The sequence below is a fragment of the Pseudoduganella ginsengisoli genome, from assembly GCF_009720865.1.
GTDB lineage: Bacteria > Pseudomonadota > Gammaproteobacteria > Burkholderiales > Burkholderiaceae_D > Rugamonas > Rugamonas ginsengisoli.
The window spans coordinates 180,817-200,246 of the sequence record NZ_WNLA01000012.1 but is presented as its reverse complement, the minus strand read 5'-3'; the positions used below and the strand labels follow the sequence as shown (position 1 = coordinate 200,246).

General features: G+C 62.8%; 15 protein-coding genes and 1 pseudogene. 7 read left to right on the top strand and 9 right to left on the bottom strand.

The window, feature by feature from the left end; translation table 11 throughout:
• Together GM668_RS30580 and GM668_RS18110 are read left to right on the top strand one after the other, a co-directional pair.
• Positions 1-1,501: pseudogene (locus GM668_RS30580) on the top strand (hypothetical protein); the annotation flags it as partial.
• A gap of 46 nt (positions 1,502-1,547) precedes the next feature.
• Positions 1,548-4,292: a mechanosensitive ion channel domain-containing protein gene (locus GM668_RS18110; protein ID WP_170305695.1), complete on the top strand. Its 2,745-nt coding sequence runs from the start codon at positions 1,548-1,550 to the stop codon at positions 4,290-4,292.
• Here GM668_RS18110 and GM668_RS18105 read toward each other — a convergent pair.
• Positions 4,286-5,293 (bottom strand): hypothetical protein, encoded by a 1,008-nt coding sequence (locus tag GM668_RS18105; protein WP_155440345.1) that lies wholly within the window; start codon positions 5,291-5,293, stop codon positions 4,286-4,288. The two genes, GM668_RS18110 and GM668_RS18105, sit on opposite strands and share 7 nt — an antisense overlap.
• Before the next feature lie 13 nt (positions 5,294-5,306).
• Positions 5,307-6,029 carry a hypothetical protein gene (locus GM668_RS18100; protein WP_155440344.1) on the bottom strand — a complete coding sequence of 241 codons (723 nt, stop codon included), beginning with the start codon at positions 6,027-6,029 and terminating at the stop codon, positions 5,307-5,309.
• Between the two features lie 169 nt (positions 6,030-6,198).
• Between GM668_RS18100 and GM668_RS18095 the strand changes: the two genes are divergently transcribed.
• The 3 genes from GM668_RS18095 to GM668_RS18085 are packed head-to-tail and all read left to right on the top strand — an operon-like array spanning position 6,199 to position 10,225.
• Positions 6,199-8,070 (top strand): potassium transporter Kup, encoded by a 1,872-nt coding sequence (locus GM668_RS18095; RefSeq protein WP_155440343.1) that lies wholly within the window; start codon positions 6,199-6,201, stop codon positions 8,068-8,070.
• A 6-nt stretch (positions 8,071-8,076) separates the two neighbouring features.
• Positions 8,077-9,546: a DUF4118 domain-containing protein gene (locus GM668_RS18090; protein WP_155440342.1), complete on the top strand. Its 1,470-nt coding sequence runs from the start codon at positions 8,077-8,079 to the stop codon at positions 9,544-9,546.
• A complete protein-coding gene (locus GM668_RS18085) occupies positions 9,533-10,225 on the top strand; it encodes a response regulator (RefSeq protein ID WP_371868727.1) in 693 nt (230 codons plus the stop codon). The genes GM668_RS18090 and GM668_RS18085 overlap by 14 nt, the downstream gene beginning before the upstream one ends.
• An 8-nt stretch (positions 10,226-10,233) precedes the next feature.
• Here the strand turns inward: GM668_RS18085 and GM668_RS18080 are convergent, their stop codons facing one another.
• The 6 genes from GM668_RS18080 to GM668_RS18055 form a co-directional block, all read right to left on the bottom strand.
• Positions 10,234-10,410 (bottom strand): carboxymuconolactone decarboxylase family protein, encoded by a 177-nt coding sequence (locus GM668_RS18080; protein ID WP_155440340.1) that lies wholly within the window; start codon positions 10,408-10,410, stop codon positions 10,234-10,236.
• An 11-nt stretch (positions 10,411-10,421) separates the two neighbouring features.
• Positions 10,422-10,874 (bottom strand): cache domain-containing protein, encoded by a 453-nt coding sequence (locus GM668_RS18075; RefSeq protein ID WP_155440339.1) that lies wholly within the window; start codon positions 10,872-10,874, stop codon positions 10,422-10,424.
• Positions 10,871-12,253 (bottom strand): sigma-54 interaction domain-containing protein, encoded by a 1,383-nt coding sequence (locus GM668_RS18070; RefSeq protein ID WP_229499497.1) that lies wholly within the window; start codon positions 12,251-12,253, stop codon positions 10,871-10,873. Before GM668_RS18070 ends, GM668_RS18075 begins: the two co-directional genes overlap by 4 nt.
• Before the next feature lie 62 nt (positions 12,254-12,315).
• On the bottom strand, positions 12,316-12,873 hold the full coding sequence (locus GM668_RS18065) for a PAS and helix-turn-helix domain-containing protein (RefSeq protein ID WP_155440337.1): 558 nt from the start codon (positions 12,871-12,873) through the stop codon (positions 12,316-12,318).
• Between the two features lie 11 nt (positions 12,874-12,884).
• Positions 12,885-13,667 (bottom strand): 3-hydroxybutyrate dehydrogenase, encoded by a 783-nt coding sequence (locus GM668_RS18060; protein ID WP_155440336.1) that lies wholly within the window; start codon positions 13,665-13,667, stop codon positions 12,885-12,887.
• A 22-nt stretch (positions 13,668-13,689) separates the two neighbouring features.
• On the bottom strand, positions 13,690-15,078 hold the full coding sequence (locus GM668_RS18055) for a GntP family permease (protein ID WP_155440335.1): 1,389 nt from the start codon (positions 15,076-15,078) through the stop codon (positions 13,690-13,692).
• A gap of 281 nt (positions 15,079-15,359) precedes the next feature.
• Between GM668_RS18055 and GM668_RS18050 the strand changes: the two genes are divergently transcribed.
• Entirely contained in the window at positions 15,360-16,778 is a 1,419-nt protein-coding gene (locus GM668_RS18050; protein ID WP_155440334.1) for a sigma-54 interaction domain-containing protein, read from the top strand.
• A 155-nt stretch (positions 16,779-16,933) separates the two neighbouring features.
• Positions 16,934-17,524 (top strand): PEP-CTERM sorting domain-containing protein, encoded by a 591-nt coding sequence (locus GM668_RS18045; protein ID WP_155440333.1) that lies wholly within the window; start codon positions 16,934-16,936, stop codon positions 17,522-17,524.
• A gap of 10 nt (positions 17,525-17,534) precedes the next feature.
• Here GM668_RS18045 and GM668_RS18040 read toward each other — a convergent pair whose 3' ends face one another.
• Entirely contained in the window at positions 17,535-19,277 is a 1,743-nt protein-coding gene (locus GM668_RS18040) for an extracellular catalytic domain type 2 short-chain-length polyhydroxyalkanoate depolymerase (protein WP_155440332.1), read from the bottom strand.
• Positions 19,278-19,430 lie beyond the last annotated feature (153 nt).

The following is a 19,430-nucleotide window of genomic DNA, read 5'->3' as shown; positions in this document are numbered from 1 at the left end:
CGTCCAGCAGGCCGAAGCCCCGGCAGTGGCGCTGCAAACGCCGGACGCATCGGACAGCGCGGTTGCAGCGGGCGTCACGGTCACGCCGGACGTGCCGGACGAAGCGCCGGCGCCCGGCGCTCCCGTCACCATCAGCAGCCTGCGCACGACGCTGGCAGGCGCGGAATCGCCTGCGGACGCGGTCAGTGCGATGTCCGCCAACCGTGTCGAACAGGCGGTATCGCGCGGCATGAGCCGTGCACAGGCCGAGCAGGCGGGCGAAGCATTCAGCACGGCGCTGGTGCAGCAACTGGCGCAGGGTGTGCCGGCTGCGGAAGCCAGCGCGCGGGCCGAGCGCGTGTTCCAGGCCGAAGCCAGCTTCCCGGTTCCCACGCCGCGCCAGGCTGCGACCCGCGGCTTGCTGGCCAATGGCAGCGACGTGGCCAACAGCCTTGCCACGTTGTCGCAGGCTAAAACACAGGCCGGGGCGGACGCGTTTGACAAGGCGCTGTCCGTGGCGCTGGCCAAGGGGCTAACGATGGATGCGGCGGTCGATGCGGCGCGCGCAAGCGCCGCCACTGCCGACAGCATGGCGTCCGGTGAACAGAGCGGCAGCGCGGCGCTGGCTGCGGGCGGACTGGGTAGCGCCGCCTCCCGCGTCGACACCATGTCCGCCCAGGCGCAGGAATTGCTGGGCCGCCTGCTTGCGCGGGGCCTGAGCCTGGAACAGGCGCTGGTGCGGGTGGAAGCCGGCCAGCGGGACGCCGCCAGCCAGGCCCGGCGCGATGCGGCAAGCCCTGCTGCGGGCCTGGCCAACGGCATGCTGGAGGGCCTTGATCCGGCCAAGGCGGAAGGGGCATTTGGCAAAGTGCTGTCAAGCTTGCTGGCGAAAGGCGTGGCGCTGGAACAGGCGCTGGCGCGGGCCAACGCGGCCGATGCGGCGGAACAGGCGGGCCGCCAGGCCGACGCGCGCAATCCCCTGACGCCGCTGACCAGTGGCCAGGTTGCGCTGGCGGCGCTGTCGCCGGAATTCGACCACGTGCTGGGGATGGCGCTGGCGCAGGGCGCCACGCCGGCCCAGGCGCTGGCCCGTGCGCGCAAGGCTGCCGATACGGCGCCGCCAGCCCGTCCGTCGCCTGCTGCTGCGCTGGCCAGCGGCCTCGATGCGGACAGCCAGCTGGGGACCGGCGGCAGCCGTACATTCAAACTGGCTTTGTCGAGCGCACTGGGACGCGGCGTGCCGGTTGACCGTGCGCTGGCCATTGCACGCCAGGCGGAACAGGCCAATGCGTTCCGTTATCCGTTGCCGGCCGTGCTGCTGCGGCTGGCGCCGCCGGGCACCGTGGTGAAGATGGCCACGGCCGAGGGCAAGCCTCTGCCGGCGTGGCTGCGCTTCGATGCCGCCACCCGCAGCCTGGTGGCGGTGGAAGTCCCAGATGGCGGCTTGCCGCTGGCCGTGGTGTTTACGGCGGGCGGCCAGCGTATCCAGTTCACGGTCAGGGAAGGGCCGGAACCAAAATGATGTCTACATTCGTACCATTCGTACCACTAGTACAGAAAGCGATGCTATGAACGCCTTGTTCAATCTCCTGCGCAGTGAGCAAAAGTGGAAAGCCTTCGGCATCATCCTGCTGGTGATCCTCGTGGCCGGCACCATCCTGTCGCTGCTGACCAAGATCACGTTTATCCGGGACAATGAGGCGACGCGCCCGCGCCTGATTGCGGCGGGGCCTGCGGCGCTGGTGCATGGCGTGGAACTGTTTGCTGAAAACCTGAACCGGCAGGGCGGCTACAAAGGACGGCCGCTGGTGGTGGTCCCCATCGATGAAAGCCCGCAGGCGGCGCAGCAGGCGGCGGCCGCCAGCACCGTCGTCGGTGTGGTCGGCTATACCAGCGCCGCCAGCCTGGCCGCCGCGCTGCCGGCGTACGCGGCCCGCAAACTGCCGGTGGTGACGCCGCAGCACGTGGCCGAACCCGCATCCAACGTGACTGGTATCGGCCTCGATGCAAAGGAACAGGCGCGCTTCGTTGCGAATTATGCGCGCAATGTCATGCAACAGCGCCTGATGTATGTGATCCGCGAGGCGGGGCCGGAAGGGGACAGCCTGGTGGAACCGTTTGTCGAAGTCTATAAAAAGTTCGACACGCCGGTGCGCGACGTGTGGACGATCGCATCCGGCCCGGCGCAGGAAGAACAGATCCGCGCCACCCTGGCGGCAGTGCAAAACATCGATATCGGCGGCATATACCTGGCCGTGCGCCCGCAACTGGCGGCGCGCCTCGTCAAAGGCATCCGCGCCACCGGCAATGCGCTGGAAATTTTCGGCCCCGAGCAGCTGGCTTCGCTGGCGTTCGGCACGGCGATGAAGGAAGTGGGCGGGCGCGATGTGGCGGTGCTCAGCCACGGCATCGTGGCCGCCACCCCGGTGCTGTTCGATACGGCCAACGACGAAGCCCAGCGGTTCCAGACCCGCTACCAGCAGCGCTTTGGCGCGTCGCCGGACTGGCTGGCCACGCTGGCGCATGACGCGGCCCGCGTGGCCCTGACACCGAAGCCGGAAGCGGAAGAAATCAAAGGCATCAGCGGCGCCATCCGCGTGGCCGGAGGCCAGGCCCTGTTGCCGATCCAGATCGGCCGCTATAACGGCGAGCAGCTCATTTCCGCTCCCGTGCAATTGCTGCCGATTGCGAAGGGCGCGAATTTCAACTACATCGATGCGCTGCGCCAGGGCCGCGTGCTGTACGTGAATGACCGCTTTATGTTCAAGACCAACGTGGTGTATGTCGGCGTGCGCGTCAATGAAATCACGGATCTGGACATGCAAAAGGAAATCGCCACGGTGGACATGTCTGTGTGGTTCCGCTACCGGGGCAGTTTCAAGCCGGAAAATTTACTGATCCAGAATGCGGTGGACCCCGTGAAGTTCGACGTGATCGAAGAAACCAAATCCACGGAAGATGTGCAATACCGGCGCTACCGCATCAAACCGAAGCTGCGCCTGAACTTTACGGACGCCAAGCGCGCCTATGGCCAGCATATTGCCGGCATAGGCTTCCGCCATAAATTGCTGAACCGCTCCAACTTGCAGTACGTGGTCGACGTGCTGGGCATGCCGACCGGCGAAGCGCTGGTGGGCGACCTGGTGCACCGTAAAATCCTCAATGCCAGCAGCGGCTGGGAAATCGACAACGCGTGGCTGTCGCAGGAAACCGTCAAGGAACAGAGCGACGGCGCGCCCCAATATGTCGGCATGACGGGGGAGCAGCCGCAGTTTTCCAGGATCACGCTGGGCATCCTGATCAAGCCGGCCACCGCCACGGCGCGCGACGTCATTCCCGGCGAGTACTTTATTTACCTGGCGATTTTCGGCGTGCTGGGCAGCGGCGCCGTGATTTACATGGACCGGCGGCGCATGCACCGCTACTGGAATTTGCAGACGTGGCTGATGCGCGTGATTTTCTGGCCGCTGCTGCTGCTTTCCGTCGGCAATCTGGTGCTCGATTATGCGTTCACGGAATTCACGCAAGCCACCACGCGCACCTATGTCAATATTTATGAATCGCTGTGGTGGGTCATTGCAGGCATCTTGCTGGACATGGCGGTGCGGCGCTTTATCTGGCAGACGCTGGAAATCCGCACGGGCCGCAAGGTGCCGAATGTCATCAAGATTTTCTCCAGCCTGATTGCCGTCCTGCTGGCGCTGGCGTGCATCACGGCCTTTGTCTTCAACCAGACGTTAACCAGCCTGCTGGCCACGTCCGGCCTGATGGCCATGGTGATCGGCCTGGCGGTACAAGCCAATATTGCCAATGTGTTCTCCGGCATCGTGCTCAATATCGAGCGGCCATTCCGGGTCGGCGACAAGGTCAAGATCAACAATATCTCCGGCAAGGTGGTCGACATCAACTGGCGCACCACGCGCATCGAAGCGTCGGAAGGGCAGCTGGTCTGCCTGGCTAACTCGAAAGTGTCGGAAGCGGAAATGCAGAATTTCACGGCAGCGCCCAACGGTTTTTCCATGGAACTGCCATTCTTCTTCAATCCCGCGCTGGATCCGCAAGCTGTGCTGGAAGTGCTGCAGCAAGTGCTGGCGGCGATACCGGATGCGCTGGAACCGGCGGCGGGATTCCGTGGCGTGGTGTCCAAGGACGGGCGCTGGGTGGCGGAATACAGTGTGCGCTACCGTGTTGCGCAATCTTCGCAGAAAGACAAGACCCGCGAAGCAGTCTGGCTGCGTGTGCGGGGCGCCTTCCTGGAGCGGGGCTGGGATTTAAGTCCCGTACCGGCGCAGCCCTTGCAGCCGGTTCAGTGATGCGTATAGTCGCAGACTGCCGGCGGCGGCGCCGCTGACAGCAGGCCCGTGACCTGGAAAGGCTGCGCCGCATCCGGCTCGACGCGCACGATGGCCGCATCGATGGGCGCATAGTCGCCCGGGGCATTGAGCCGCCACAGCAGCGGCGCGGCGGTGCTGCCGAATGGCTGGTCCAGGCAATACGCATTGGTGTCGCCATGCACCAGCAGGACGGGACGCCCGAACGCCACGGCGCCGTCCCGTATCTGGCGGCATACGGGGCCATACACGGCATGCCGCGCGCAGCGCTCAAAGGCGCCGGGGCCGCCATCCGGTGCGCCAAACAAGTCGAACTGCATGGCGATGACGAGGGCGCCGCCGTGGCTGTCCCGCGCCCGCGCAAATGCCTGTTCCAGCCAGGTGCGGTTGTTGGCGTCGCGCTGCGCCGCCAGTTGCGCCGCGGCGGCCGGATCATCCTTCAACACTTGTTCGCGCCCGTTTCCTTTGCTGACGACGTGCAGGGTGACGAAGTGCACCCCATCTTTTTGCCAGCTGGCGTTTTCCGGCTGGCCGGCCTGCTGCCGGTATTGCCATTCCGGCGGAGCGGCCACCGGCGTGCTGAAAAATATGCGGCGCACGGCGTCGAGCCGCGCCAGCTCGCTGCCGGCATGGGGCACCTTGTCGCGGTCGCAGTCCATCCATTCGTTATCGCCGGGCGTGTAAAGCACAGGTTTGGCGAGGTCGCGCGCCCAGTGCGCCCTGGTGTGTTCAAGGTAAGCGTCATTGCAGGCCATTTCAGGACGGCCGATGTCGCCCACGTGGATAATGAAAGGGATGGCGGGATCGGCCCGCAGGCGGGGCGCAATGTCTTGCAACAGTACCTGCTCGTCAGTCCGGCCGTCCGCCACGTGCGCCTGGTACGGCATGTCGCCATAGGCGGCAAAGGTCAGCGGCTTATGCGCACAGGCGCCCAGGGCCAGCGTGGCCGCCGCCAGCGCCGCGCGGAAAAGGGAGAGGGACAAGGGGTGCTCCTGGTCAAAAGCGGAACCCGGCGGCGAAGCGGTTGATGCGCGATGCAGTGAAATTCGCATACTGGTCCACGCCGGCACGGAAGAAATAATTGTTGTAGTCGTAGCCGACGGTCAGGCCCATGCCATGGATATCGCGGCCAGTGTCGATCATGCCGGTTTTATAGCTGTAGTTGACAGTCAGGCGCTCGCCTTCAGCCACCTTGAGGCGCCAGTTCAGGTGGGTGACGCGCTGGCCCGTGTGCAGGCGGTTGTCCCACACCGTGAACAGCTGCACATCCGAATTTTTGATGGCGCGCGTGCCGACGCCCAGCGTCAGCGTATCGCTGGGATCAAAGCTGAGGTTATAAAAAGGCCGCAGGTTGCTGCGCGACAGGCCGGCAATGGCGAAGGTGTCGCCGCCCAGCTCCGCGCCAAGGTACACGCCCTTGTAGCCGCCGGATGCGGCTTCCAGCGACAAACCGATGCGGGCCATTTCATATTCGGCACGGGTATCGCCGCCGATGCGGGTCTGGTGAAAGCCTTCCTTGTCGCGGTAGTGGCCGATCCAAAGGTTGCCGCTTGCAAGAGATGCACGCAAATTGACATCCTTGCCATCGTTTTTGTCTTGCGCAGCGTAGTAGGCGGCCGTCAGCTTGTAGTCGATCTTGCCGCCGGTATCGTCCTGGGCCATTACAGCGCCCGGCAACAGCATGGCGCACAGCACAGCGAGAATACGGGCATCCGTCATGGCGTGGCTCCTTACGGGAACCCCATGGTACCTGAATGGCGGCCTGGCTGGGCGTACAAACCGCCGGGCTGTGGCTTTGTTGCACCTCTTCGCTCAGCAACAATCTATATACAATTTTTATACGCGCTTCGGTACCGTTCCACCATCTCATCAACGGACCACCGAAGCAATGGACCACAGTAAAACCCGGCTTCCCGCCATCACACTCGCAGCATTGGGCGTCGTTTATGGCGACATCGGCACCAGCCCCCTGTATGCAATGAAAGAAGTGTTCTCCGCCAAGCACGGCATCGCGCTGAACCCCGCCAACGTGCTGGGCGCCGTATCGCTGATCATCTGGAGCCTCATCATTATTGTCTCCCTCAAATACGTGGCGCTGATCCTGCGCGCCGATAACCGGGGCGAGGGCGGCATCATGGCGCTGATGGCGCTGGCCCTGGCTTCCGTGACGAAGCAGTCGCGCTGGTATTTTCCACTGATGGTGGTGGGGCTGGCCGGTACGTCGCTGTTTTTTGGCGACGGCGTCATTACACCGGCCATCACGATCCTGTCCGCGATTGAAGGGCTGGAAGTGGCGACGCCGGCGCTGGTGCCCTATGTGGTGCCGGCCGCGTGCGCCGTCGTGATCGGCCTGTATTCGGTACAGCGGCGCGGCACGGCAGGGCTGGGCCGCTGGTTCGGCGTTTTCATGCTGGCGTGGTTTGGCGCGCTGGCCGGCATGGGCGTGGTGAATATCGCCGCCCATCCGGGCGTGCTGGCAGCCTTTGACCCCCGCTATGGGCTGGCGTTCTTTGTCAATAACCAGTGGCTGGGCTTTGTCGCGCTGGGCGCCATCTTCCTCGCGCTGACGGGCGCGGAAGCGCTGTATGCGGATTTGGGCCACTTCGGCAAAAAGCCCGTGCGCCTTGCGTGGTTCGGCGCCGTGTTCCCGGCGCTGGTGCTCAATTACCTGGGCCAGGCAGCGGTGTTGCTGAATAACCCGGCTGCGGCGGACAATCCGTTTTATTACCAGCTGGGCCAGTGGAGCATCGTGCCGCTGGTGGCGCTGTCGACGATTGCCGCCGTGATTGCAGCACAGGCGACAATTTCCGCCACGTTCTCCGTCGTGCAAAGCGCGATTTCACTGAGCTTCCTGCCGCGCATGAAAGTGCTGTACACCAGCGACAAGGAAATCGGCCAGGTATATATCCCGCTGGCCAACTGGCTGCAACTGGCCATCGTGCTGCTGGCCGTGACGGGGTTTGGTTCGTCGGACAATCTGGCGGCAGCGTATGGCATTGCCGTCACCATCACCATGCTGACGACGACCATCCTGACCTTCTTCGTGATCCGCTACCAGTGGAGGTACAATCTGCTGCTGTGCTGGGCCGCCACCGGCTTTTTCCTCGCGATCGATACGGCCTTCTTTGTCGCCAACAGCTTGAAAATCGCCCATGGCGGCTGGTTCCCGCTGGTGATGGGGGCGGTCATGATGACGGTGATGCTGGTGTGGCGCACGGGCCGCAAGGCAGTGTTCGACAACTTGCAGCAGCATGCGATTCCGCTGGGCGCCTTCCTGGAAAGCCTGTTTGTGTCGCCGCCGCTGCGCGTGCCCGGCACCGCCGTGTATTTCCGCGCCGAGGGCGACGGCGTGCCCCATGCGCTGCTGCACAACCTGTTGCACAACAAGGTGCTGCATGAGCAGACCGTGTTCCTGACCGTGATGAACCGCGATATCCCGACTGTGCCACGGGACCAGCGCATTGAGTTGTCCGACCTGGGCCACCAGTGCCTGCAGCTCAATATTCACTATGGCTTCAAGGACGACCGCGATATCATCGGGGCGCTGGAACAGGCGGGAAGCATGGGATTGCACTGGGAATTGATGGAAACGTCGTTCTTCATTGCGCGCCAGACCGTGATCCCGGTAGCGGGCGGGCGCATCCCGGCCATCTGGGAAGGCGTGTTTGCCGCCATGTCGCGCAATGCGCGCGATGCGGCCGAATATTACAAAGTACCGGCCAACCGCGTGATTGAACTGGGTACGCAAGTGGAGATTTGAAGAACCGTGAAGCTGGAACCGGCAGGATTGTTCAGGAGTACGCTGATCGCGCTGGTGGTCTGCAGCGTGGCGACACTGGCCGTGGCGCCATTTCGCGGCACGCTGCTGGACGCGAACCTGGCGCTGTATTACCTGTTGATCGTCGTGTGGCTGACGGTGAAAGCGGGCAGCCGCGCGGGGTTTGCCGGTTCCGTGCTGGCTGTGCTGTTTTTTGATGTGTTCCTGGTGCCGCCCTATGATTCGCTGACGGTGCACGACCCGCAGCACGTGCTGACCTTTGCCATGCTGCTGGCCGTGGCGCTGTTGACCAGCCGCCTGGTCAACAGTTTGCGCACGCAGACTGCGCGCGCTGAAACGCGGGAACAGTGGTCGGAATCGCTGCGCGCAATGGGCGAAGCGCTGCTGTCGGCGCAGGATGCAGAGGGCGTGCGCCGCATTGGCGAGCAATTCGTCGGCGCTATTTTCGACGCGAAAACGTGGATCTTGCCGCCGGACTTTGCGTCCGGCGCCGATACGGACCCGCGCCTGACCGTGGGCATGCGCAAAATCGCGGGCGCCATGCTGCGCCAGGGGCGGGGCGCTGCGCAGGCTTCCGTCACGTCGGCCGGGGTCGCGTACTTCCCGCTGCAAGCCCGCGGCCGGATTGCAGGCGTCATGCTGCTGGCGCTGACAGGCAAGGTCGCGCGGCTGGACGAGGCGCAGGAACAGTGGCTGCAAACCGCGTCCGTACAACTGGCGCTGGCGCTGGACCGCGTGCACAGCATCGATATGGCGTCCAGGGCGCGGCTGGCGGAGAAAAATGAACGCTTCCGCAATTCCATCCTCAGCAGCATTTCGCACGACATCCGCACGCCGCTGACGACCGTGGTTGGGCTGGCGGAACAGCTGGCGGCGGAAGGCGGCAGTGTGGGGACGGCGGCGCGGCTGCACCGCGCCGCATTGCGCATGGATGCCACGGTGACGAATCTGCTGGACATTGCCCGCTTCAGCCAGCACGGCATTGTGCTGAACGATGACTGGGCCTCCATCGATGAAGTCATCGGCAGCGCGATCCAGAGCCTGCGCGGCGAGGCGGCGGGGCTGGCCATAGACTCGGCCATGCTGGGCGGCCTGGCGCTGGTGAAATTCGACGCGCTGCTGGTGGAAAAAGTATTGTGCAACCTGATCGGCAATGCGGTGCGGCATGCGCATGGCGCCACGCGCATTGCCGTCCGGGCCCGTTTCCGCAGGCGCAGCCTGCAGGTATCCGTCATCGACAATGGCTGCGGCATTTCGCACCCGCTGTCGATTGCCAATGTCATGGCGCCCGATGGCGACCGTCCCCGCGACCATGGCGGCCTGGGCCTGTCCATCTGCCAGGCCATTTGCGAAGCGCATGGCGGACGCCTGCGCATTTTCGGCCGCCCCGGCAAAGGGTGTTGCGCGACATTTACCATCCCCATTAACGAATCCATGCCACTTGATTATGCCGACTGACGCCACCATTCTCGTCATTGAAGACGATGCCGACATCCGGCGCATGCTGGAATCCACATTGAGCGGCCAGGGCTATGCTGTGCAGCAGGCTGGCCGCGGCCACGATGGCTTGCGCTTATTGGCCGAATGCGAACCGGTGCTGTTGCTGGTGGACCTGGGCTTGCCGGACATGGACGGGGGGGAACTGGTGCGCAAGCTGCGGGCGCAGACTGCCGCGCCCATCGTTATCGTGTCGGCGCGGCAGATGGAAGTGGAAAAAGTCGCGGCGCTCGATGCGGGAGCCGATGATTTCGTGACAAAGCCGTTCGGTATGCCGGAATTGCTGGCGCGGGTGCGTGCGCATGTGCGGCGGCGCTCCAGCGAGCTGGCGGAACCTGTGACGGCCGTGGCGTTTGGCGATGTCGTGCTGGATTTGCAAAAGCACACGGTAACCCGCGCCGGCGAGACTGTGCATTTGACGCCGACGGAGTTCAAGCTGCTGGAAACCCTGGCGGCCAGCGAAGGGAAAGTATTGACGCACCGCGAGTTGTTGCGGCGCGTGTGGGGCGTCGGGTATCTGGAGCGCACGCATTATTTGCGCATCCACATGGCGCATTTGCGCAGCAAGCTGGAAACGAATCCCACGCAGCCCCGGCATTTTTTGACGGAGACGGGGATAGGGTATCGGTTTCAACCGTAGGGCGGATGTTACGGGGACGCCGAGTCGAGGCCCTCGCGGCACCACACCGTGCCCCACGCATTGCGCGTAATGAATTCCTGCAGCGGGCGGGTAAATGCGTCGGACTGGGCAAACGCATTTTCCACGTAACCGTCGCCCATTACTTGCTTGCGGATGTGCAGGCCATCCTGGAATTGCTGGTCCATACGGCGGCTCCTTATTTGTAAAAACCTGCCGCGATCACCAGGTCGTCGGCTTTTTCCAGATACACGGATTTATCCCTTAAAGCCTTGCTGGCCGGATCGACCCATTTGTAATCGACCCAGCCCGTGCCTGCCGAACGGGCCGCGCTGAGGATGTCCTTGATGAAATAGCGGTCATTCGCATCGCGCAACTGGCTGACATCGACGCCGATCAGCTTGGGATTGGCGCCGTGCGCCACCACCTTGCCATCGAGCGTGTAGACACTGAGGTACAAATCACTGTCGACAAACGCGCCTTTCGGGTTGCTCGCTTCCATCAGCAATTTTTCCTTGCCGTTTTTCTTCAGGTAGGCAACAGCCTTGCGCACCAGGGCGGAGGCGTCATTGGCCGTATGCTGGGCAAAGGCGGCGCCCGTAAAAGCCAGCAGCGACAGTGCGCACAGCGCGTGTTTGAAAGTTGTGTTCATGTGGTCTCCTTGTTTAAAGCTGTGGATTGGCCTTTGAGGGCGGCAATGCGTTTGTACATGGTGGCGCGCGACAGCCCCAGCAGCCGGGCGGCGGCAACGACATTGCCGCCCGTGGCGTCGAGCGCGTTTTTTGTGATGGTGTTGTCGAAATCCGCCAGCGCCGCCGCATAGCTGCGCACGGGCTGCGCGGCCGCATGCGTCGCGGCAGACGAGGGCAGCAGCGTGTCGAAGGTTTCCACGCCGAGGCGGCGGCTGTCGCTGAGGATGCACGCCCGTTCCAGCACGTTGCGCAATTCGCGCACGTTGCCGGGCCAGCGGTATGTCCGCAGCAACGCCAGCGCGTCCGGCGTCATGCTGCGCTGGCGCGTGCCATGCCGCTCATGGATTTGTTCCAGCAGCGCGTCGCACAGCACATCGAGGTCTTCCAGCCGTTCGCGCAGCGGCGGCAAATTGATTTGCAAGACATTCAGCCGGTAATACAGGTCGGAGCGGAAGCGGCCCTGCGCCACCAGTGCGGCCAGGTCCACGCTGGTGGCGGCAATCACGCGCACGTCGACCTTGATGACTTTTCCGGAACCCAGCATTTCAAATTCCTGTTCTTGCAGCACGCGCAGCAGCTTGCTTTGCATGGACAATGGCAAGTCGCCGATTTCATCGAGGAACAAGGTGCCGCCATCGGCCTGCTTGAACTTGCCGTCGCGCGCACGCCGGTCGGCGCCCGTGTACGCGCCGGGCGCGACGCCGAAAAATTCCGCTTCCAGCAGCGTTTCCGGCACGGCCGCCATGTTGACGCCGATGAATGGCGCGCTGGCGCGGCTGGACAGCGCGTGGATGGCGTTGGCAAGGATTTCCTTGCCTGTACCGGTTTCGCCCAGCAACAGCACGCCCACGTCCAGCTGGGCCGCGCGCGCCGCGTGGCGCTTGACGTCGCGGCATGCGGGCGAGCGGCCGACGAAATCATCGAGCGCATACTTGGCCGTGCGCCGTTCCGCCAGGCCGCGTTTGGCCGCCGCCAGCTCTTGCTGCAGCGCCGTGAACTTGGCCACCAGCGGTTTTAACTGGTGCAGCTGTTCATACAATACAAAGCCCACCGCGCCGATTACTTCACCGTTGTCGCGTTCCAGCGGCATGCGGGTCACGACAAAGGTCTGGTGGCCGAATTCCATGATGTCCAGCAGGATCGGCTCGCCCGTGCGCATGACGTCCCGCAGCAAACTGTTGGGTATCACTTGTTCGATTTCTTTGCCCACTGCCTGCTGTGCATCGCGCAAACCCAGCATGGCGCGGTATTTGTCATCGATCCACGCAATGCGGCCCTGGCGGTCCACCACGATGGCGCCCTCATACAGGCTGTCGAGCTGCCTGAATAAAGTACGCATCGCATGCTTGTGAATCGCCGCTGCATTCGTGAGAAAGGCTTGCGTGGACTGGCTGGGCATGGTCAGTTCAGGCTCGCGAGCTTGTGCAGCAGGGCGCCCGACGTGGACACGCCGAACTTGCGCATCAGGTTTGCACGGTGCATTTCCACCGTGCGCGGGCTGAGGTCGATGCGGCGCGCAATGCGCTTGCTGGTTTGCCCTTCCAGCAGCAGCGCCGCCACTTCGCGCTCACGGGGCGTCATGCCGACAGCGACCGGACGGCGGCCGCTCAAGTCTTCAAACGTCCACACGCCCACCGCGTGGGGATTGGACGCCATCAGCGCGCGTCCCGCCACGCGGCACCAGAACAGTTCACCATTGGCGCGCCGCATGATGCGTTCGTCCGTGTACGCACCGCCCGACGTCAGCGCGTCGGCAATGCGGGTGCCGATGCGCTCGAATTCGTCGAGCGTGGGATACAGCATTTCCAGCGACTGGCCGGCCATTTCGGCACGGGTATAGCCGAAGATGCCGGCCAGTGCTTCATTGGCGGAATACAGCGTGCGCTGGCGCGATACACACATACCGACCGTCGCCAGCTGGAAGATGTCTTCGTAATCGATGGGAGTGAAAGCGCTCATCGCCTGGCTCCTTATTGTGCGGTCCAGCCGCCGTCGATGGTCAGGGCGGCGCCGCGCATTTGCCGGGCGCCGTCCGAGCACAGGAACAGCACGGCGGCGGCAATCTGTTCCGGCGTGGCGAATTCCTGTGACGGCTGCTTTTCGCCCAGCAAACGCGCTTGCGCCGCTTGCGGCGGCAAGCCTTCGCGCACCGCCAAATCATCGATCTGCTTTTGCACCAGTGGCGTCAAGACCCAGCCGGGGCAAATGGCGTTGCACGTGATGCCGCTGCGGGCGTTTTCCAGCGCCACGGTTTTCGTCAGGCCGATCACGCCGTGCTTGGCCGCCACGTAAGCCGCCTTGTTGCTGGATGCCACCTGGCCATGTACGGAAGCGATGTTGATGATGCGGCCCCAGTTCCGCTGCTGCATGGCGGGCAGCGCGGCGCGGATCGTATAGAAGTTTGACGACAGGTTGATGGCCATGATTTGTTCCCACTTATCGTGCGGGAAGTCTTCGACGCGGGCCGTGTATTGAATGCCGGCGTTGTTGACGAGGATGTCGACGGCGCCGAACGCCGCCTCGGCTTGCCGCACCATGGCTTCGATCTGGTCCGGGCGGCTCATGTCGGCATCGCTGTACAGCACTGTGACGCCGTGCGCTGCGGCCAGGGTGGCCGTCAAGTCGGCGATGGCGGCGTGGTCGCCAAAGCCGTTCAGCATGACGTTGACGCCTTGTTCAGCCAGCGCGCGGGCGATGCCCAGGCCGATGCCGCTGGTGGAACCAGTGACGATGGCGGATTTGTTGTTCAGCATGGGGCTCTCCTCAGTGGGCAACTTAGTGGGCGAACATGTAATAGCTGCCGATAACCACGAACACGGACATGGTCTTGATGCACGTGACGGCAAAGATGTCGCCATACGACACGCGGTGCGTCAGCCCGCACACGGCCAGCAGGGTGATGACGGCGCCGTTGTGCGGCAACGTATCCATGCCGCCGCTGGCCATCGACGCCACGCGGTGCAGCACGTCCAGCGGGATGTTGGCGGCGTTGGCGGCCGAGATGAACGTTTCCGACATGGCCGCCAGCGCAATGCTCATGCCGCCCGATGCGGAACCGGTGATGCCGGCCAGCGTGGTGACGGCAATGGCTTCATTGACCAGCGGGTTCGGCACGGATTTCAGCGCGTCGGCCACCACTAGGAAGCCCGGCAAGCCGGCAATCACGGCGCCGAAGCCATATTCCGACGCGGTATTCATCGACGCCAGCAGCGAACCGGAAATGGCCGTCTTCGTGCCTTCGGCAAAGCGGGCGCGGATCGGTTTCCAGGCCAGCGCCAGCACGCTGAGGATACCCAGCAGCAGTGCGGCTTCCACTGCCCAGATGGCGGCAACTTTCGTCACTTCCGTGGCGACGGGCTTGGCGGCGCCGGCCAGGGTCATGCTGTGGGTTTTGCCGTAATACACGGGGATCATCAAGGTGAATACTTTATTCATGACGCCGACCAGCACCAGCGGCAGCAGCGCCAGCGCAGGATGCGGCAGCTTTTCATGCGCGAATTCTTCCGGCTCATTGCTATGGCCTTCGCCATAGCCTTCGCCGCGCGCCAGCGCCTGGCGGCGGCGCCATTCCAGGTAAGCGAGGCCGCAAGCGAGGATGAACAGGGAGCCCGTCACGCCCAGCCATGGGGCAGCCCACGTATCGGTCTGGAAGAACGACGTCGGAATGATGTTCTGGATTTGCGGGCTGCCGGGCAGGGCGTCCATTGTGAACGTGAATGCGCCCAGCGCGATGGTGCCGGGGATCAGGCGTTTCGGGATGTCACCCTGGCGGAACATTTCCGCTGCAAACGGGTACACGGCAAATACGACGACGAACAGCGATACGCCGCCGTACGTCAGCACCGCACACACCATGACGATGGCCAGCATGGCCCGTTCGCGGCCCACGAGGCGGATCACCAGCGCCACGATGGACTTCGAAAAGCCCGACAGTTCAATCACCTTGCCGAACACGGCGCCAAGCAAAAACACAGGGAAGTACAGTTTTACAAAACCGACCATTTTGTCCATGAACACGCTGGAAAACATGGGCGGCACCAGCGATGGATCGGTCAGCAGCACCGCCAGCAGCGCGGCGACCGGGGCAAACAGGATGACGCTGAAGCCGCGGTAGGCTACGTACATCAGCAAGGCGAGGGATAGTAAAACGACAATCAGGCTCATGACAGTGGGTCCCCTTTATAAGATTGGAAACTCACTTATTGCACTAAGCGTGCCAGTTCGCCTAAATCCTTAAATATCAATGACTTAGTTATTTCAGATATTTGCCGGAGAAATAACTGAGTGGAAAACTGTCCGGATTTCCATACACATCTTTGATCTAAATCATGCAAGTATATGAAAACAATGAATTTTCAGAAGTCCAGAAATCTGGACAACGCCTGAAAGACTGGACAGTCCGATCACAAATCGGAATGTTGTTCAACTACAAGGATACCCGTTCCATGAATCTGACCCAGCTGTTTACGGAAAACCCGGAAGGCTTGCGGAACCTGGCCACACCCGCGCTGCTGCAGCGGCTGGAAGATATTTGCGAAGGGACCATTGCTGTCGATGCGCAGGCGCGCATCGTGTGGATCAATGAGCGCTACATGCAGATCATGGGGCTGCCGCCCGACCCGCAATCGCTGCTGGGCCGGGAAATCGAAGAAGTCATTCCCCACAGTCTGCTGCGCCAGGTGATCCAGACGGGGGAACCGATCTTGCTGGACTTGATGGCGTTCGGGAATGAAACCTTTGTCGTTACGCGGCTGCCGCTGATGGACCGCTATGGCAAGGTCGTGGGCGCCGTGGGTTTTTGCCTGTATGAAAAGATGCACCATTTGAAGCCGTTGATGGACAAGTTTTCCCGCCTGCAGCAGGAACTGGCCGATACGCGGCGCCAGCTGGCGGAAAACCGCCGCCCCCGCTATACGATGGCCAGCTACGTGGGCAACAGCCCGGCCAGCATGGAAGTCAAACGGCAGGCGCGGCGTGCGGCGGAACTCGATACCACGGTGCTGTTGCTGGGCGAGACGGGGACCGGCAAGGAATTGCTGGCGCAGGCGATCCACGCATCGTCGCCGCGTTCCAGCAAGCCGTTCATTGCCGTCAATGCCGCGGCGATACCGGAAAGCTTATTGGAAGCGGAATTCTTTGGCGTGGCGCCCGGCGCCTACACGGGCGCGGACAAGAAGGGCCGCGACGGCAAATTCAAGCTGGCCCATGGCGGCACGTTGTTCCTTGATGAGGTGGGCGACATGCCGCTGCAGGTGCAGGCCAAGCTGCTGCGCGTGTTGCAGGAACAGGAAATCGAGCCGCTGGGCTCCAATAAAGTCGTGAAGGTCGACGTGCGCATTATTGCCGCCACCAGCGTGGCGCTGCAGCAGTCGGTGGCGCAGGGGCGTTTCCGCTCCGACCTGTATTACCGCTTGAATGTGCTGTCGATGACGCTGCCGCCGCTGCGCGAGCGGCTGGGTGACCTGGAAGCGCTGTGCGACAGCGCGCTGGAACAGATTTATGAGCGCACGGGCATGGCGCGGCGCGATATGACGCCGTCGGCGCTGGCATATTTGTCCCGCTATGACTGGCCGGGCAACGTGCGCGAGCTGCGCAACGTGCTGGAAAAGGCTGTGCTGTACAGCGAATCCAAGCAGCTCGATGCGGATGACTTTGCGCGCATCTTGCCGCAGCCGGCGACTGCCACGCCGGCGCGCCAGCAAACCGTCGTGCCGCTGGCGCGGGTGGTGGCCGATGCGGAGCGGGAAGCGATTACCGCAGCGCTGCAGGCGGCAGGAGGGCGCAAGAGCGTCGCCGCGCAAATGCTGGGGATTTCGCGGGCGACGCTGTATGAAAAGCTGTCGCAGCTGAAGCTGGCGGCGTAAGGAGGACCTGCCGGTGGTCTGTCGAAAATATTTACACAGCAAGAATTATTGAAAAGCGACACAGAGCACTGATTGATTTTGCGTTCCCAGCCCGCGCCACTATCGTTACCACTACCTCGTCAGGCACCATCACTTCCGGCTGGGACACTGCAGGCTTGTTTGGTGCGGTTGGCACGAATCTGACCGGACAACGCTACCAAATGACGGTAAGCGGAGAAATTGACGCTCCCGGCGTCAGCAACGTTACGTCAGCTGCAATGGCTTATAGCGAAAGTTACGGTAATGCGCCGATCACGATCAGTGCCACGGTCAATGGCAAGACTTTTTCATTTACCAGCGATAACAGCGCCAATCTTGCTTTTGGCGTGATGATGAGCAACGGCCTCTCCACGAACAATGCCAACCGCCCGATCGATCAAATCCAGGGGTATGGCAGCGGCTACAACGACAGCTTTACAAGCAGCGTCACTGCCTACCATGTCATATTCTCGAATGTGAACAAGTTTGATGGCATCAGCGTGAATTTGCTGGACAGCGTCTCGCACAATTTCATGGCACGTGACAGCAGTCTGGCCACCTTTGCTTATTCCGACCGGTCCATCAGCGCCGAAACCAGGTTCGAGGCAACCCTTGATTTTATTTCGCTGAACGGCGGGGCCGACGTACCTGAACCAGCCAGCCTCGGCTTGTTGGGCCTTGGCCTGGCTGGCCTGGTTGCCGCTCGCCGCAAGCGGGTCCAGCGTTGACTTTATCGGCTCATGGGCAATTACCAATGATGTAATACCCCGCCGACGTCTGCGCCAAGGTGGTCGTATAGAACGTGTTGTTCAACCCCATGTTCTGGTTCGACCCCAGCGCCAGCGCATAGCCGCCGCTGTTCACGGCGCGTCCCGCCTGCACGTGTGCATAGTTGCTGGACGTGGTGGCCGTGCACACGAAACCGGACGACGTGGTGGCCGATACCGGCGATGACAGCGCGCTTTCACGGCCGGACGCAAACGACGTGACCGCGTAGCTATAGGTTGTCGATGCCGCCAGTCCGCTGTCCGTAAAGGCCGTGCCGCCGGCCGGCGCCGCATTGACCTTGGCGCCGTTGCGGTACACGTGATACCCGGACGCGCCGCTGGCGGCATTCCAGCTCAGCGACACGGTGGTGGCGGTCTGTCCCGTCACGGCCAGCCCGGTGGGAATCGCCAGGGGCGGCGGATTGCCCGTGGTGGTGGCGCTCACCGGCGCCGATTCCACGCCGGTGGCGCCTTGCGCCGTCACGCCGCGCACCGTGTACGTATAGCTGGTGCCGGATGACAGGCCGGCATCCGTGTATGCCGTGCCGGTAATGGCGCTGCCATTGACCTTGCTGCCGCCACGGTACACGTTATAGCCTGCGGCGCCCGATACGCTGCTCCACTGCAGCGACACGGACGTATCCGTCACGCCGCTGACCGCCACGCCGGTGGGCGCCGGCAGGGCCGTATAGCCGGAAGCGACGCGCTCCACCATGGCTTTGACGGCAGCCATCTGGCGTCCGCTTTTCTTCGCATAGTTGGCATCGTCATAGCCCCACCAGTCCCAGCATCCATTCGGGTTGCCCGTGCTGCTGGGCGCCGTTTGCGGATAGAGCACGATGATGTTGTTGGTGTCGGCCCACTTGTTGTAGCCCGTATTGCGGTAATACTTGTCCTGGATTTTCGTCGGGTCCTGCTGGCAGCCATGCACCACCACGTGCACCTTGCACTGGCCATTGGCTGCGCAGCTGGCCGGCACGTAGGCCCAGCCAGTGGCGGCCATGCCGTGCGTCGTGGGACTGGCAATGAATTCCGTCTGGTTGAATTCAATGAAGCTGCCGCCCAGCGTACCGGTGTTCTTTGCATTGAGCGGGCCATAAATCCACTTGAGGATTTCACCGGCCAGGTCGAAGTTGCAGTTGTTGATGTATGGGCTGCCTTTGACGCTGCAGCCGGAGCCAAAGTAATCGGTCACCATTGCGTGTTCGGACGCCATGTCTTTTTTGTAGAAGACGTTGGCCGCGTTGACGTAGTTCTTGTAGTACGTTTCCGTCTCGTTCATCACCAGTTGCTTGACGGTGCTGTCGATGGTGCCGGAATACAGGTACACCTTGGAATTGGCCAGGTTGCCGGTGGGGTCGATCAAGCCCTGGCTTGCCCAGCTGTTGGTGGTGCTGATCAGCGACGACGTGGGCGGCTTGCTGGTGGACGTTGCCGCCATGCAGGGACCGGTCGCGTTGGTGATGGAACCTTGTGCGCAGTAAAACGGGCCGCCCGCCACGATGCCGGCGCCGGCTTTAAAGGTGGATGAAAACGCCACGTGCAATTGCACTGCCATGAAGCCGCCGGACGACAGGCCCGATACGGACGACTGGCTGATGTCGGCGTTGTAGGCTGGCAGGTTGACGGGGGCGGCGTGCGCCTGCAGTGCGCAGGCCAGCGTGGCGGCCAGGGCAGCGGGACGTCGTACGGAAGGGAATGCGCTATTTGCCATCGGTGTCTCCATTGTTGGGTTTGATTTGACGATGCAAACTACGGGATTCCCGGCAAGGGCAGGGCTGTTGGGGGAGGCAGCCCTGCTCCTTGCCGGGAACTGCGATGGTAGGGCCAAAAAACGCCTGCACGGCAGACCCAGTATTTCTACGGT